The sequence below is a fragment of the Collinsella aerofaciens genome (assembly GCF_028209395.1).
GTDB lineage: Bacteria > Actinomycetota > Coriobacteriia > Coriobacteriales > Coriobacteriaceae > Collinsella > Collinsella aerofaciens_AZ.
Map to the genome: position 1 here is coordinate 117,175 of NZ_JAQLDQ010000002.1, position 14,229 is coordinate 131,403.

13 protein-coding genes are annotated in these 14,229 nt (G+C 61.1%); 9 read left to right on the forward strand and 4 right to left on the reverse strand.

All coding sequences use genetic code 11. The features are described 5' to 3' along the window. Positions 1-17: 17 nt before the first annotated feature. From PMW67_RS01795 to PMW67_RS01805, 3 genes are all read right to left on the reverse strand, one after another. Positions 18-803, reverse strand: coding sequence for a hypothetical protein (locus PMW67_RS01795; protein ID WP_124785979.1), 786 nt, complete (start codon positions 801-803; stop codon positions 18-20). A 249-nt stretch (positions 804-1,052) separates the two neighbouring features. Then, on the reverse strand, positions 1,053-2,456 hold the full coding sequence (asnS, locus tag PMW67_RS01800; protein WP_117563868.1) for an asparagine--tRNA ligase: 1,404 nt from the start codon (positions 2,454-2,456) through the stop codon (positions 1,053-1,055). A gap of 180 nt (positions 2,457-2,636) precedes the next feature. Beyond that, complete coding sequence (locus PMW67_RS01805; protein WP_089572509.1) at positions 2,637-3,200, reverse strand: PTS sugar transporter subunit IIA; 564 nt, start codon at positions 3,198-3,200, stop codon at positions 2,637-2,639. Between the two features lie 246 nt (positions 3,201-3,446). On the opposite strand from PMW67_RS01805, the gene PMW67_RS01810 reads away from it, so the two are divergent. The 6 genes from PMW67_RS01810 (at position 3,447) to PMW67_RS01835 (ending at position 10,614) form a co-directional block, all read left to right on the forward strand. After that, on the forward strand, positions 3,447-4,346 hold the full coding sequence (locus tag PMW67_RS01810) for an alpha/beta hydrolase (RefSeq protein ID WP_124785980.1): 900 nt from the start codon (positions 3,447-3,449) through the stop codon (positions 4,344-4,346). A gap of 47 nt (positions 4,347-4,393) precedes the next feature. Further along, positions 4,394-4,714 carry a hypothetical protein gene (locus tag PMW67_RS01815; RefSeq protein ID WP_117786142.1) on the forward strand — a complete coding sequence of 107 codons (321 nt, stop codon included), beginning with the start codon at positions 4,394-4,396 and terminating at the stop codon, positions 4,712-4,714. Between the two features lie 121 nt (positions 4,715-4,835). After that, a complete protein-coding gene (gene feoB, locus PMW67_RS01820) occupies positions 4,836-7,196 on the forward strand; it encodes a ferrous iron transport protein B (protein ID WP_271738604.1) in 2,361 nt (786 codons plus the stop codon). A gap of 124 nt (positions 7,197-7,320) precedes the next feature. Beyond that, positions 7,321-8,517 carry an MFS transporter gene (locus tag PMW67_RS01825; protein WP_124785982.1) on the forward strand — a complete coding sequence of 399 codons (1,197 nt, stop codon included), beginning with the start codon at positions 7,321-7,323 and terminating at the stop codon, positions 8,515-8,517. A 153-nt stretch (positions 8,518-8,670) separates the two neighbouring features. Then, positions 8,671-10,047: an alpha-amylase family glycosyl hydrolase gene (locus PMW67_RS01830; RefSeq protein ID WP_271738605.1), complete on the forward strand. Its 1,377-nt coding sequence runs from the start codon at positions 8,671-8,673 to the stop codon at positions 10,045-10,047. Between the two features lie 3 nt (positions 10,048-10,050). Further along, the gene (locus PMW67_RS01835; RefSeq protein WP_271738606.1) at positions 10,051-10,614 is read left to right on the forward strand and encodes a DNA-deoxyinosine glycosylase; all 564 of its coding nucleotides are present in this window, start codon (positions 10,051-10,053) and stop codon (positions 10,612-10,614) included. A 1-nt stretch (position 10,615) separates the two neighbouring features. On the opposite strand, the gene PMW67_RS01840 is transcribed toward PMW67_RS01835, so the two are convergent. Beyond that, positions 10,616-11,287, reverse strand: coding sequence for a hypothetical protein (locus PMW67_RS01840; RefSeq protein WP_124785985.1), 672 nt, complete (start codon positions 11,285-11,287; stop codon positions 10,616-10,618). 93 nt (positions 11,288-11,380) lie between these two features. On the opposite strand from PMW67_RS01840, the gene PMW67_RS01845 reads away from it, so the two are divergent. From PMW67_RS01845 to rplL, 3 genes are all read left to right on the forward strand, one after another. Beyond that, positions 11,381-12,517 (forward strand): pyridoxal phosphate-dependent aminotransferase, encoded by a 1,137-nt coding sequence (locus tag PMW67_RS01845; RefSeq protein ID WP_124785986.1) that lies wholly within the window; start codon positions 11,381-11,383, stop codon positions 12,515-12,517. A 504-nt stretch (positions 12,518-13,021) separates the two neighbouring features. Continuing rightward, positions 13,022-13,543 carry a 50S ribosomal protein L10 gene (gene rplJ / locus PMW67_RS01850; RefSeq protein WP_055250258.1) on the forward strand — a complete coding sequence of 174 codons (522 nt, stop codon included), beginning with the start codon at positions 13,022-13,024 and terminating at the stop codon, positions 13,541-13,543. A 102-nt stretch (positions 13,544-13,645) separates the two neighbouring features. Further along, entirely contained in the window at positions 13,646-14,023 is a 378-nt protein-coding gene (gene rplL / locus PMW67_RS01855; protein WP_006235005.1) for a 50S ribosomal protein L7/L12, read from the forward strand. The last annotated feature ends 206 nt before the right edge of the window (positions 14,024-14,229 follow it).

Here is a 14,229-nt window from a genome sequence, read left to right on the forward strand (position 1 = left end):
ATGGGCGGCGGAGGGTCTTATGCGGCGGAGGAGGCATCGTCCTCGTCCAGGACGGCGAAGAGCTTCTTGCCGTCGAGGAGACGTGTGGTGACGTTTCTCATGCGGCCGATCTCAACGGTACGCAGCGTGTCGTCGGCGCCTCGCGCGTCATAGACCGTTCCCAGCAAATACGAGATGCCGTCTCGTTGCTTGATGGCAAAGGGCCGGAGTGTCATCCGCGCCACTTCGACCTCTCCGCGTGCCGTGACACTCGAAATATCAAAACTCACCGTGGTTCCGTGGTCGATGGCCTGCTCGATGAGCTCGCAGGCATCGATGCGCTTGACGGGCTTGCGTATGGCCTTGGTGGATTTGTCGCCTGCGCTTGGAGCAGGCTCGGGTGCATCGAGGTAGCCGCGAACGTCGGCACTCGCCATGGCGACCAGGTGCTGCGCCATGCTTTTTCGAATGGCGATGGGCGTAGAGCGGTTGCGCATGACCATGCCGTGGAGCCGGATGATCTCTTCGTCGGTGAGCGGACGGGTCAAGAGCCGATACCCCACGCCGCGCTTGTATTCAATTTCGTATCCGGCATGGCGAAGTGCGGAGATGGCGGTGTAGATGCTGCGCCGCGCCGCCGAGATGGGCATGCGGGCGGGGTCGTCGGGATGGGCGAGACGCCGGATCAACTCATCGGAAAGCATGGCCTTGTCCTCGCCGGTGTTTTCGCTTAATAATTGCAGGATGCGAACGGCGCGATAGGCTGCCATCGAGGCGGCGCCCCTCGTCGTGGTCTCGTAAGTTTCAACAGCGGTTTCGGTCATGGCGTCCACGTCCTTTCCGTTTTGGGTGGCGACGGTATGGAGCCTAGGGCGCGGGGCTTTCCCAGGGGTGCAGGACACTCCGGGCGGTCGGTAGTCGTCGGCAAGCGGCGGGTCGAGTTTTCAACAGCCCTGCTCAACTGACCAAAATCTTGCCAAAAGCTTGACGGATACTGTTGAAAAAAGCGCCCCTCGGCTTGCCGAGAGGCGCTGGCGTGATGCGCTGGAACGCGTTCGGTGGCGCTGTGGCGATTAGAAGTCGGCGTTGCCCACGGTGCGCGGGTGCGGCAGGACGTCGCGGATGTTGCCCACGCCGGTCAGATACATGACCAAGCGCTCGAAGCCCAAGCCGTAGCCGGCGTGCTTGCAGGAACCGTAGCGGCGCAGGTCAAGGTAGTACTTGTACTGCTCGGGATTCATGCCCAGGTCCTTGATGCGGGCCTCGAGCAGATCCAGGCGCTCCTCGCGCTGGGAGCCGCCGATAATCTCGCCGATACCGGGAACCAGGCAGTCGGCGGCGGCGACGGTCTTGCCGTCCTCGTTCATGCGCATGTAGAACGCCTTGATCTCGGCCGGGTAGTCGGTTACGAAGGTCGGTCGCTTAAAGTGCTCCTCGGTCAGGAAACGCTCGTGCTCGGTCTGCAGGTCGATGCCCCAGCTGACGGGGTAATCAAACTGGTGGCCAGCAGCGACTGCCTGCTCCAGGATTTCGACAGCCTCGGTGTAGGTAACGCGGGCAAAGTCGGAGTTTGCCACATGGTCCAGGCGCTCGATCAGGCCCTTGTCCACAAACTTGTTGAGCATATTGAGCTCGTCGGGGCAGGTAGCCATAACGTCCTTAAGGACGTACTTGAGCATGGCCTCGGCGTTATCCATGTAGTCGTTCAGGTCGGCAAAGGCCATCTCGGGCTCGATCATCCAAAACTCGGCGGCGTGGCGCGTGGTGTTGGAGTTTTCGGCGCGGAAGGTGGGGCCAAAGGTGTACACGTCGCCAAAGGCCATGGCAAAGTTCTCGGCATTGAGCTGGCCGGACACGGTAAGGCTCGCGTGCTTGCCAAAGAAGTCCTGGCTCCAGTCGACCTCGCCGGACTCGGTGAGGGGCGGATTTTTGGGGTCGAGCGTGGTCACGCGGAACATCTCGCCGGCGCCCTCGCAGTCACTCGTGGTGATGATGGGGGTGTTGACGTAGACAAAGCCCTGCTCCTGGAAGAAGCGGTGGATGGCGGCAGCCGCGACAGAACGGATGCGGAACACGGCGCGGAACAGGTTGGTGCGCGGGCGCAGGTGCTGCTGGGTGCGCAGGAACTCGACGGTTGCGCGCTTCTTCTGCAGCGGGTAATCCGGGGCGCTGACGCCCTCGACCTCGATGGAGGTGGCAGAAAGCTCGAAGGGCTGGGGCGCATCGGGGGTCAGCTTGACGGTGCCGGTGCAAATGAGTGCGGCCGAGACGTTTTGATGGGCGATCTCGTCGTAGTTGTCGAGTGCCTCGCGGTTCATGACGACCTGCAGGTCGCGGAAGCAGCTGCCGTCGTTGAGCGTAACAAAGCCAAAGTTCTTCATGTCGCGGATGGACTTGACCCAGCCGGCGACGGTGACGGTCTGGCCGCCAAGCGACTCGGCATCGGCGTAAAGCTGCGCGATTTTGGTGCGGTTCACGTATCCTCCCATAACGGTTGAATGATAGTTATCCATACAGTTCGATATTCTAGCAGCTCGGCTCATTTGGGCTATACAGATAAGGCATTGGCGGGATGGTTTTTCAAACGAAAAGCGCCCACGGCAAATGCTCGTGGGCGCTTTTCGTGTTGCCTTTTGGCTGTGTGGCGCGGGGCCTGGCTACTTGGTCTTGGCTACCAGCAGCGGGTCGCCCAGCTTGACGAGCGGGTTGCCGCCGATAAGCGTTCCGGACTCGCCGACATGGTCGATGCTCTTAAGACGATCGAGCTCGGAGATGATGACGGTCACGATGTCCTCGTGGCCGGCGGCCTTGATGGCCTCGCGATCGAAGCTGATGAGCGGCTGGCCGGCCTTGACCGTGTCACCCATCTCGACAAAGCGGGCAAAACCCTTGCCGTTCATTTCCACGGTGCCCAGGCCAACATGGATGAACACGCGAAGACCGTCCTCGGTGATCATGCCGATGGAGTGGTTGGTGACGGTGGTGGCGCCGATACGGCCGTTAGCGGGGGCGTAAATGGTGCCGGTAATGGGCTCGATGCCGTAGCCCTGGCCGAGCATGCCCGAGGCGATGGTCTCGTCGGGAACCTCACTCAGATTGACGAGCACGCCGTTGACGGGAGCGTAGATGACGCCTTCGCGGGTGGCGAAGCTTGCTGCGGGCGGAACGGACGCCTCGCCCGACGAAGTGAACGTGGACTTGAGCGAATCGAGCAGACCCATAGATGCCTCCAACGTATCAGGCGTGCATGTTGCACGCGTGTGGTTTGCCGGAAACGTTTCGTACGTGTTTCCCAGCATGGTCAGCGCTCCTATTTTACGCTGCTTAACGATGCCTCTGAACAGCGATTTTGTGATATATCAGTTGAAGGCCAACTTATTGCGGGGGTGTTTCTGCGCCGCGGGCTCAAGTGGGGTACGCTAAGGTGCGAAAAACGAGTGCGCACGAATCGCACGGAGGGAGCACCTATGATTATTGAGAACCATGCGCTGTGGGGCGAGGAGCCGACCGAGGATTATCCAGCGACGTTTACGTATCTGGGTGCCGAGCCGCTGCCCGACAAGCCCAATGGCCGCCGCCCCGCGGTAATCATCTGCGGCGGAGGCGGGTTTACGCATATCGCTCCGCACGAGCAGGACCCGGTGGCGTTTGCGTTTTTGGACCGCGGCTACCAGGCCTTTGTGCTCAACTATGTGACGAGCGCCACGGGCGACGTGAGCTTTCCGCACCCGCAGGCGGACCTCGCCAAGATGGTCGCTACCGTGCGCGCCAACGCCGACGAGTGGCATGTCGATCCCAAGCGCGTGTGCATCGTGGGTTTCTCGGCGGGCGGCATGATCTGCGCCTCGTTGGCAACGCAGTGGAAGACCGGACCTTTCGCGGGCCTTGCCGGGGCTCGTCCGGAGGATATTCGTCCCGACGCCGTGGTGCTGGGCTATCCGTTGCTCGACCTTGCCTATGTGCGCGATATGCAGACGCGTGACCCGCGCATCGACCTGCGCGTGCCCAAGACGGGTGGCAAGACAGGGCGCGATTTGCTCAACGACTATCTGTCGATGGTGACGGGCGGCGAGGCGACCGATGAGCACCTGGCCGACATTTGCCCTACCACGCACGTTTCGCGCCAGATGCCCCCGACCTTTGTGTGGGGCGTTTCGGACGACAAGACGGCGCCGGTCGCGCAGGTCTACCCGTTTGCGCAGCGCATGGCCGAGGAGGGTGTTGCATGCGAGATGCACGTCTTTGACCAGGGTGGCCACGGCCTTTCGCTCGGCAACGCCAATACCGCGGTCGACAACGAGGACAAGCAGGTTTCCGTCCGCCCCTGGATCCGCCTGGCCTTCCGCTTCCTGGAACGCCATATGTAAAAGTAGACTACTTGCCCGTTTCAAAAAGTCTGCTTAGAGGAGGAGCCATGCTTGAGGGTACGTATGTGGTTTTGGCCCAGACGCCGGTGGGGAGCAAGCGCGGCGAGGTGACGTTTTCACATGGGGTGAACGGCGCGCTCAGGGCAGTACTAAACGTCAGGGGTCTCAATATCGCTCTCTCGGGTGCCCGCGCTGAGTGCGATTTCTTTGAGCTCTCGGGTACTATCTCCCACGTCTTGATGGGCAAGGCGCCCTTTACATGCACGGGGTCGGTTGAGGGTGATCGACTCACTGCTACCGCGCGGTCGGGTTCCATTTCGATCTCGCTGAGCGGTATGCGCAAAGAGCTTTCGGGGCGCACCGCATAAAGTTTGCGCAGGTAAACATCGGTATTTGACTTTATATAATAGTTCAGAGCGCTATCATTTGTCGTTACGAGTTGGTTAGCCCCGGTAAACGGTTAACCGCGTCTAACGAAAGGATGAGCGCGTGAAGCTCGATACACTCGAGATTGGAAAGGACGCCGTTGTCGCATCGGTGGCATCGGACGATCAGGCACTCCGACAGCATATTTTGGACATGGGCCTAACTCCGGGCACCGAAGTTACCATGATGAAGTATGCCCCCATGGGTGATCCGCTCGAGATTCGCCTGCGCGGCTACGAGTTGACGCTGCGCAAGGACGATGCCGCACGCATTGAGCTCGTGGATGTGCACGACACCGATACCGGCCCGCGCGTTAACGCCGCAATCGGCACGACGGATCACCCGGCCCTGGGCGAAGGGACGTATTCGCCTCGTGCTGCCAAGACGGCCGTGCCCGAGGGCGCACCGCTGCATTTTGCCCTCGCCGGCAACCAAAACTGCGGTAAGACCACGCTGTTCAACCAGCTTACGGGCTCCAACCAACATGTCGGTAACTTTCCCGGCGTGACGGTCGACCGCAAGGACGGCACCATCCGTAACCATCCCGAGGCAAGCGTTACCGACCTGCCCGGCATCTATTCGCTGTCTCCGTACACGGGCGAAGAGATCGTCAGTCGCCAATTTATCCTGGACGAAAACCCCGACGCCATCATCGACATCATCGACGCTACTAATATCGAACGCAACCTGTACCTGACGCTGCAGCTTATGGAGCTCGACCGCCCCATGGTCATCGCGCTCAACATGATGGACGAGGTGACGGCCAACGGCGGCGCCGTGGACGTCAACCTGCTCGAGAGCCTGTTGGGCGTGCCTGTTGTCCCCATTAGCGCTGCCCGCAACGAGGGTATCGGCGAGCTGGTGGATCATGCCTTGCACGTGGCACGGTTCCGCGAGCGCCCCGGTCGCCTGGACTTCTGTGCGCCCGATGGCTCGGACGGCGGTGCACTGCATCGCTGCATCCACGGTATTGCCAACCTGATCGAGGACCATGCCGTGACGGCGCACATTCCGGTGCGTTTTGCGGCGACCAAGCTGGTTGAAGGCGACGAGCTGGTGACCGAGGCGCTTCATCTGGACCGTAACGAACTTGACGCCATCGAGCACATCATTACCCAGATGGAGGGTGAGGCCGGTACCGACCGTCTATCTGCACTGGCTGACATGCGCTTCGGCTTTATCGGCGACGTGTGTGGGCGCTGCGTCGTCAAGCCGCACGAGAGCCGCGAGCACGTGCGTTCCGTCAAGATCGACCGCATCCTGACGGGTCGCTACACGGCCATTCCAGCGTTCCTGGTGATCATGGGTCTCGTCTTTTGGCTGACGTTTGGCGTGATCGGCGCGGCGTTGCAGGGACTTATGGAGGACGGCATCGCTGCCATCATCGCCTCGGCCGATGCGGGCCTCAAGGCGTTCGGCACCAACGACGTGGTGCGCTCGCTGGCTGTCGACGGCGTGCTTACGGGCGTGGGCAGCGTGCTGACCTTCCTGCCGATTATCGTCGTGCTCTTTTTGTTCCTCTCCATTCTGGAAGACTCCGGCTACATGGCGCGTGTGGCCTTTGTCATGGATAAAGTGCTGCGTCGCTTTGGCCTGTCGGGCCGCAGCTTCGTGCCTATGCTCGTCGGTTTTGGCTGCACCGTGCCGGCTATCATGTCGACCCGTACGCTCCCATCCGAGCACGACCGCAAGATGACGGTCATGCTCACGCCGTTCATGAGCTGTTCGGCCAAGTTGCCGGTCTACGGTCTGCTGTGCGGGGCATTCTTCCCGCAGGCGACAGTTCCCGCCATGGTCTCGCTCTATCTGATTGGTATCGTGGTCGGCTGCATTGCCGCCCTGGTGCTCAACCGCACGGCATTTAAGGGCGACCCGGTGCCGTTTATCATGGAGCTTCCCAATTACCGCCTGCCGAGCGTCAAGACGACGGTGATGCTGGCATGGGATAAGGCCAAGGACTTTATTACCAAGGCCTTTACCATTATCTTTGCCGCCACCGTGGTCATCTGGTTCCTCCAGACGTTCGATATCCGCTTTAATGTGGTCGCCGATCAGTCGCAGAGTCTGCTTGCCGGTCTGGGTAGCATCATCGCGCCGGTGTTGGCCCCACTCGGTTTTGGCGACTGGCGTGCGTCGACGGCGCTCGTCACCGGACTCATTGCCAAGGAGAGCGTCATCTCGACGCTCACGGTGCTTTTGGGCGCAACGTCGCCCGCGGCGCTGTCGACCATGTTTTCGCCGTTTACCGCCTACGTGTTCCTGGTCTTTACGCTGCTGTACCCGCCCTGCGTAGCGGCAATCGGCGCCGTCAAGAGCGAGTTGGGCGCGCGCTATGCCGTGGCCGTGTTCGCGTTTCAGGTGACGGTCGCCTGGATCGTGGCGTTTGTCGTGCATTCGGCGGGCATATTGCTGGGGCTGGCTTAGTTATTTATTGATGGCGCAACCTCTGTGTATTGAGTTGATTACGGCCCCGCATCTGTTGCTGACGGATGCGGGGCCGTTGCTATATAATCGCCCATCGCTCAAGACAATCGGAGGGGGTTCCTACATGACTCAGGCAAGACAAGATGGCATCTCGCTCAAGCAGTGGCTCCCGCTTATCGGGCTTGCCTGCTGTTCGTTCGTGTTCAACACATCAGAGTTCATGCCCATTGGCCTTCTGACTGATATTGCCGCATCGTTCTCGCTCACCGAGGCCCAGGCAGGCATCATGATTTCGGTCTACGCCTGGGGTGTCATGCTGCTGTCGCTGCCACTCATGGTGTTTGCCTCGCGCTTTGAGTTCAAGCGGATGCTGCTGGGCGTTTTGGCCGTGTTTTCGCTCGGCCAGTTCTTGTCCGCCTTGGCGCCCACCTATCCTATTTTGGTTTGCGCGCGTCTGGTGGTCGCCTGCGCGCATGCCGTGTTCTGGTCGGTCGCCTCGATCATGGCTTCGCGCCTGGTCGACACCCGCCATGGGGCGCTCGCCATCAGCATAATCGCCACGGGCTCGTCCATCGCGCAGATTTTTGGCCTGCCGATCGGCCGCGCCATCGGGCTGGCCGTGGGCTGGCGCATGACATTCGCCGTGGTCGGTGCCTTCTCTGCCGCCGCGGTGGTGTACCAAGCCGCGGTGTTTCCGGCTATGCCGGCGGGTGAGCGCTTTACCGTCAAACAGCTGCCCGTGCTGCTCAAGAACCCGTTCCTGATCGCGCTCTACGCGGTCACGGTCTTTATGGCAACCGGCTATTATGCGGGTTACAGCTATATCGAGCCGTTCCTGGCGCAGGTCGCGCACGTCGACGCAAGCGCTATTACCATGACGCTGACGGCGTTCGGCTGCTCTGGTCTGCTCGGAAGCTGGCTGTTCGGCCGTCTGTTCGATGGGCATCGCTTCCCGTTCTTGGCTATCACGCTCTCCGGCGTGCCGGTGGCTCTGCTGCTCATGGGTCCGGTTGCACCGTCGCTCGTCGCCGTTCTCGCTGTTTGCGCGCTATGGGGCTGCTGCGCCACGGCCTTTAACGTGGCGTTTCAGGCCGAGCTCATCAAGTACACACCGGCGGATTCGTCGGCCGTCGCCATGTCGATCTTCTCGGGCCTGTTCAATCTGGGTATCGGCACGGGCACCGCAATCGGTGGCGCCGTGGTTTCGGGTCCCGGTATCGCTTGGATTGGCTTCGCGGGCGGGGCGATTACCGTCGTGGGCGTCATCCTCGCCATCACGGTGCTGTTCCCGGCCATACGCCGCGCAAAGCCCGTCGCCTAATCACGTCCCCTCATCAGCTGCGGTGGAATAGCTCCTGTTTAAGGCCTCTGAAGGCCCAAGCAGGAATTATTTCACCGCAACTTATTTTGGGGGAGGGGATACGCGGCGGGCATACAATGGATGTCGTTGTGTTGAGCTTACCGGGAGGTTGCTATGTGGGCATACGAGACGACGTTCTATCAGATCTATCCGCTGGGCTTTTGCGGAGCTCCGCGCGAAAACGCCGCGCCCGTTGCCGAAGATGAGCTCGCCCAGGCTGCCAACGCAGCGCCCAACCCCGATGCGCCCATCATGAAGATCGCCCAATGGGCCGACTACCTGCAAGAGCTCGGCATCGGTGCTGTGCTCATTAACCCGCCGCTCGAATCCGACGGCCATGGCTACGACACGCGCAGCCTGCGCCATATCGACCGTCGCCTGGGTGGGGATGCCGATTTTGCCGCTGTATGCGAGACGCTGCACGCCCATGGCATCCGCGTGGTGCTCGATGCGGTCTTCAACCATGTGGGCCGTGGCTTTTGGGCCTTCCGCGATGTGCAGGAGCGCAAGTGGGACTCGCCCTACAAGGATTGGTTCCACATCAGCTTTGACGGCGACTCCTGCTATGGCGATGGCTTTTGGTACGAGGGCTGGGAAGGCCATTTTGAGCTCGTGAAGCTCAACCTGCAAAACCCCGCCGTGGTCGATTACCTGCTCGAGTCCGTGCGCCGTTGGGCCGACGTCTTTGGCGTCGACGGCCTGCGCCTGGACGTTGCCTATATGCTCGACCGCGACTTTATGCGCCGCCTGCACGCCTTTGCCCGTGAGCTCAAGCCCGACTTTGTGCTGATCGGCGAGACGCTCCACGGCGACTACAACCAGATCGTCAACGACGAGATGCTCGACTCCTGCACCAACTACGAGTGCTACAAGGGCCTGTACTCCAGCTTTAACTCGGTCAATATGTTCGAGATCGCGCACTCGCTGCACCGCCAGTTTGGCGGTGACCCGTGGTGCATTTATCGCGGCAAGCATCTGCTGTCGTTTGTCGACAACCACGATGTGCCGCGCCTGGCGAGCATCCTTACCGACAAGTCCTGTCTGCGCCCCGCTTATGGCATGCTCTTTGGCATGCCGGGCATTCCGTGCGTCTACTATGGCAGCGAGTGGGGGATTCCTGGCGAAAAGGGCGGCCCCGATGGTGACTGGGCGCTGCGACCTGCGCTCGATGAGCCTGCGCCCAACGAGCTGACGGCCTTCATCAAGCAGCTCGCGCACCTGCGCTCGGCAGACGACGCGGCGGCCCGTGCCCTCAACTATGGTGCCTATCGCAACGTGGTGATTCAGAACAAGCAGCTGCTGTTCGAGCGCGCCTGCGACGACGCGACGGTGCTCGTGGCGGTCAATGCCGTGAACGAGCCCTATACCTTTGGAGCCGGCGAGCTCAACGGCTCCTTTGCCGACCTACTTGCCGACGATGCGCCCACGGTCGAGCTTACGGGTACCCTCGAGCTTGCACCCTATGAGGTGCGCTATCTACTGAGGGCCTAGCCCATGCCTGTGTCCGACGAGGGCTATCAACATATTGAGCATGGGTTTGAACCCGTGTTTGACGAGCGCTCGCGCGTTTTGGTGCTCGGATCGTTTCCCTCGGTGCTTTCGCGCGCCAACGCCTTTTATTACGGCAACCCTCAGAATCGCTTTTGGCGTGTGATGGCCGTGTGCCTCGGTGCGCCCGTGCCGCCCAACGAGGGAGACTCTTTGTCGAGCGGCGAGCCCGCGACGCTCGACGCCTCGGTTGCTGCCAAGCGATCCATGCTGCTTAACGGTGGCGTAGCCCTGTGGGATGTGATCGAGAGCTGCGACATTAAGGGCTCGAGTGACGCTAGCATCAAAAACGTTGTGCCGGCACATATTGAACGCATTGTGGATGCCACGCCGATCGAGATCGTTGTCTGCAACGGCGGCACGGCCGGACGGCTCTACAAACGCTATCTACAAGAGCGGACGGGGCTACCCGCCATCGTGCTGCCGTCGACGAGTCCTGCCAACGCGGCGTGGCGTTTGGAGCGGCTTGTCGAGCGTTGGAGTGAAGCCGTTGACTGGGCAGCTCATTAATTTAGATTATTGATTGAGTGCGGGCGCCGAGGTGTTTCAGAACGCCTCGCCAGATCGGCACGGGCACGGCTGGCTCGGCGCAAGCCATGCCGTCGGCGTCGACGTCCTCGGCATTACCACCACCAAGTCGCTGCGCATGCTCAACCGAACAGCCCATACGAACGGCGCCTACGAGCTTGTCCATCGCTTCCGAAAACGGTCGCCGCAAGAGTCCCATGCGCGGTGAGTGACGAAGCGCCGCGAAGCCGCTGCCGGTACAGGCGACAACGCCGCCGCACCATGACAGCCCACGAAGGTCGCACGCCGCTCGCAGACGCACGACGAGCCCGTGTGCTCGCTCCAGGCCGCCGATGTCGGCCTGGACAACAACGTAGGCACGCGTCCCTGCGCCGCCAAAGCGGTCGAGCACCTGCTCAATGGGCGCCATCGCTTCATCATTGGGTGCATCTTCAACGGCGAACACAATGCCATCGGCGGTACCGGCAACGCTGCCGGCATCATCCGCCTCCAAGTCGACTGGATGGGGGAGTGCGGTGCCGGAAATCTGTGCATAGGCGGCGATGGCATCCTGCAGGTCCCAGAGCAAAAACTCAAGATCGGCGCTCTTGGGAATACTGATATACGCAATGGTTTGCAGCGTTTTTGGTACATCGCCGCGTGCGGTCGTCTCCATGCCGCCTTCTTTCCGGTTGGTTTCCGTTTAGGTTACACCGTCCGGCGGCGTCCCGCCGCGCTATCCTAGTGCAACCCTTACGAAAGGAACGTCATGCGTCTGCCCATGAACACCTCGCTTGCCACGCTTAAGCCCTCCGGTATCCGCCGGATCAACGCGCTCGCCGCCCAGCATCCGGGGTGCATCGCGCTCGCGCTAGGTGAGCCCGATTTTCCCACGCCCGATGTGATTAGCGCCGAGGTGACTGCTTCGTTGGACCGCGGCGACACGCACTATCCGCCCAACAACGGTCGCCCCGCCCTGCGTGAGGCGTTATCTGCCTACATGGGGGACGCGGGCCTTATGTTTTCGGCCGACGAGGTCATCCTGACCGACGGCGCGACCGAGGCCCTGTCGGCAACATTTATGGCTATGCTCAACCCCGGCGACGAGGTCATTATTCCCACGCCGGCCTTTGGCCTGTACGAAAGCATCGTTGTGGCCAATCACGCCAAAGCGGTCTTTTTGGATACGGGGCCTGCGCAATTTCAGATTGACGAGGATGCGCTTCGCGCCTGTGTGACCCCGGCGACCAAGGCCATCGTTATCTGCTCGCCCAACAATCCCACGGGCTGCATTCTCAACGCGGCATCGCTCAACGCCGTGGCGCGCGTAGCGGAGCAGTCGGGCATCTACGTGGTCTGCGACGACGTGTACAACCGTTTGGTCTATGTGGATGGTTACGAGCGCTTTGCCCAGCGACACCCGGAGCTGCGCGAGCAGACGGTGATCATCGAGAGCTTCTCCAAGCCCTGGGCCATGACCGGCTGGCGCCTGGGCTGGCTCGCAGCAGCGGCACCCGTCATCGCCGAGATCGCAAAAGCTCACCAATACCTAGTATCGAGCGCCGTCTCCTTCGAGATGGACGCCGCAGCTCGAGCCCTGACCGTCGACCCAACCCCCATGCTCAAAGTCTACCGAGCCCGCCGCGAACGCGTACTCGCAGCCTTATACGCCATGGGCCTCGACGTAGTAGAGCCCGCAGGAGCCTTCTATACCTTCCCGAGCATCAAACAATTCGGCCTGACAAGCGAAGACTTCTGCATCAAAGCCATCAAAGAGGCCAACGTAGCCCTAGTCCCGGGCGACTGCTTCGGCACCGAAGGCCACGTCCGCCTCAGCTATTGCGTTTCCGATAAAGACCTGGACGAAGGCCTCCGCCGCCTGTCCACCTTCCTTTCAACCCTGTAGCCCAACGGGACCCAACCCATCAGCCCACCGACCTAAGGGTTATGCGTGGGGCGCGCCGGCCAACGGGCACGAGGATTCGCAACAAAGGCAACGTAGCTCCGGTCGGGAGGGGCAGGGCGAGTTTTCCGTAGATTCCGCACGAGCCGAAGGCCACTTAATGTGGCCTTCGTGCGAGCCCAGGACTTGACCGAGCGGAAAACTCGCCCTGCCCCTCCCGACCGGAGCGTATGCAGGGTTTGTGTGCGAATCCTCGTGCCCGTTGACCGACGCCGGGGTCCCCGCCATAATACTTTCGGTTCACGCACGAATCCGCTGCCAGAGACAGCCGGTGCAAACGGGCATCGCCCGCGAGCTTAATGGGACTTCCCGCCAGCCGAGGTGGTCGAGTAGATATGTCTTCTCGCCCCCGTCGCTCATGCAGCGCGGGGGCTTTCTTTTTGGACATGCCCCCGTCACGTCCTTGTGGCGGACCGTGCCCGGAAAGAATTCGAGGAGGTGTAATTCATGCCCCAGCAGTACAAAATCGACAAGGTTGCAGAGATCGAGTCCCGTATCGCCGAGAACGCCGGTCTGTTCGTCGTCAACTACAACGGTCTGACGGTTAAGCAGGCTCAGGAGCTGCGTCATCAGCTTCGCGAGTGCGGCGCCGAGATGAAGGTCTACAAGAACAACCTGGTCAAGATCGCTCTCAAGAACCAGGAGCAGCCCGAGATCGACGAGATCCTCGCGGGCCCCGTCGCTTATGTGTTCTACGAGACCGAGCCGGTCGAGGCCGCTAAGGCCCTTAAGGACTTCTCCGCTAAGTCCAAGGGCGTCCTTGAGATCAAGGGCGGTATCTCCGACGGCAAGGCCGTTTCCGCTGATGATGTTAAGGCTATCGCCGAGCTGCCCACCAAGGATCAGCTTCTCGGCCAGATCGCCGGCCTCATCTCCGGTTTCGCTCGCGACATCGCTGTCTGCGTCAACGGCGTTTCCTCTGGTCTCGCTCGTTCGATCCAGCAGGTCTCCGAGCAGAAGGCAGCCTAGTTGCTGTTTTCACCCGCGGCGGCAACGCCGCACCCCTGGCGCATTCGCGCCGTGTTTTAACTGATCTCCGTGCATCCGCACGGAAACCGAAAGGACTTAGAAATGGCTAAGCTTACCACCGATGAGATCATCGATGCTCTTAAGGAAATGACCCTTCTCGAGGCTTCCGAGCTCGTTAAGGCTATCGAGGACACCTTCGGCGTTTCCGCCGCTGCTCCTGCCGCTGTTGTCGCCGCTCCCGCTGCTGGCGCTGCTGAGGCCGAGGAGAAGACCGAGTTTGACGTCGTGCTCGAGGGCTTCGGCGACAACAAGATCCAGGTCATCAAGGCCGTCCGTGAGCTCACCAACCTTGGCCTGAAGGAGGCCAAGGAGGTCGTCGAGGGCGCTCCCAAGGCTGTTCTCGAGGGTGCCAAGAAGGAGGACGCCGAGGCTGCCAAGGAGAAGCTCGAGGCTGCTGGCGCTGCTGTCACCCTCAAGTAATCAGGCTTTCTCGCCAGATTTCTTTGCAGACGGGGTTCGCATTGCGAGCCCCGTCTTTTTTGTTTTTCGGTCCCTCGGCATCGGTTGCTCAAACTGCCATGTTCTGTGATTTGCGTCGTATCGGGTGCCCTGCCGTTGGGCAATAAAATTGCACCATTCGAGCAATAATTTGCGTTGACCTGCTGAAGAATTGTCTCTGCCTTGTA

What these genes read in the sequence shown, in the direction of transcription:
- PMW67_RS01795 (WP_124785979.1), bottom strand. Translation starts at nt 803, where the DNA reads ATGACCGAAACCGCTGTTGAAACTTACGAGACCACGACGAGGGGCGCC.
- PMW67_RS01805 (WP_089572509.1), bottom strand. Translation starts at nt 3,200, where the DNA reads ATGGGTCTGCTCGATTCGCTCAAGTCCACGTTCACTTCGTCGGGCGAG.
- PMW67_RS01810 (WP_124785980.1), top strand. Translation starts at nt 3,447, where the DNA reads ATGATTATTGAGAACCATGCGCTGTGGGGCGAGGAGCCGACCGAGGAT.
- PMW67_RS01815 (WP_117786142.1), top strand. Translation starts at nt 4,394, where the DNA reads ATGCTTGAGGGTACGTATGTGGTTTTGGCCCAGACGCCGGTGGGGAGC.
- PMW67_RS01825 (WP_124785982.1), top strand. Translation starts at nt 7,321, where the DNA reads ATGACTCAGGCAAGACAAGATGGCATCTCGCTCAAGCAGTGGCTCCCG.
- PMW67_RS01830 (WP_271738605.1), top strand. Translation starts at nt 8,671, where the DNA reads ATGTGGGCATACGAGACGACGTTCTATCAGATCTATCCGCTGGGCTTT.
- PMW67_RS01835 (WP_271738606.1), top strand. Translation starts at nt 10,051, where the DNA reads ATGCCTGTGTCCGACGAGGGCTATCAACATATTGAGCATGGGTTTGAA.
- PMW67_RS01840 (WP_124785985.1), bottom strand. Translation starts at nt 11,287, where the DNA reads ATGGAGACGACCGCACGCGGCGATGTACCAAAAACGCTGCAAACCATT.
- PMW67_RS01845 (WP_124785986.1), top strand. Translation starts at nt 11,381, where the DNA reads ATGCGTCTGCCCATGAACACCTCGCTTGCCACGCTTAAGCCCTCCGGT.
- rplJ (WP_055250258.1), top strand. Translation starts at nt 13,022, where the DNA reads ATGCCCCAGCAGTACAAAATCGACAAGGTTGCAGAGATCGAGTCCCGT.
- rplL (WP_006235005.1), top strand. Translation starts at nt 13,646, where the DNA reads ATGGCTAAGCTTACCACCGATGAGATCATCGATGCTCTTAAGGAAATG.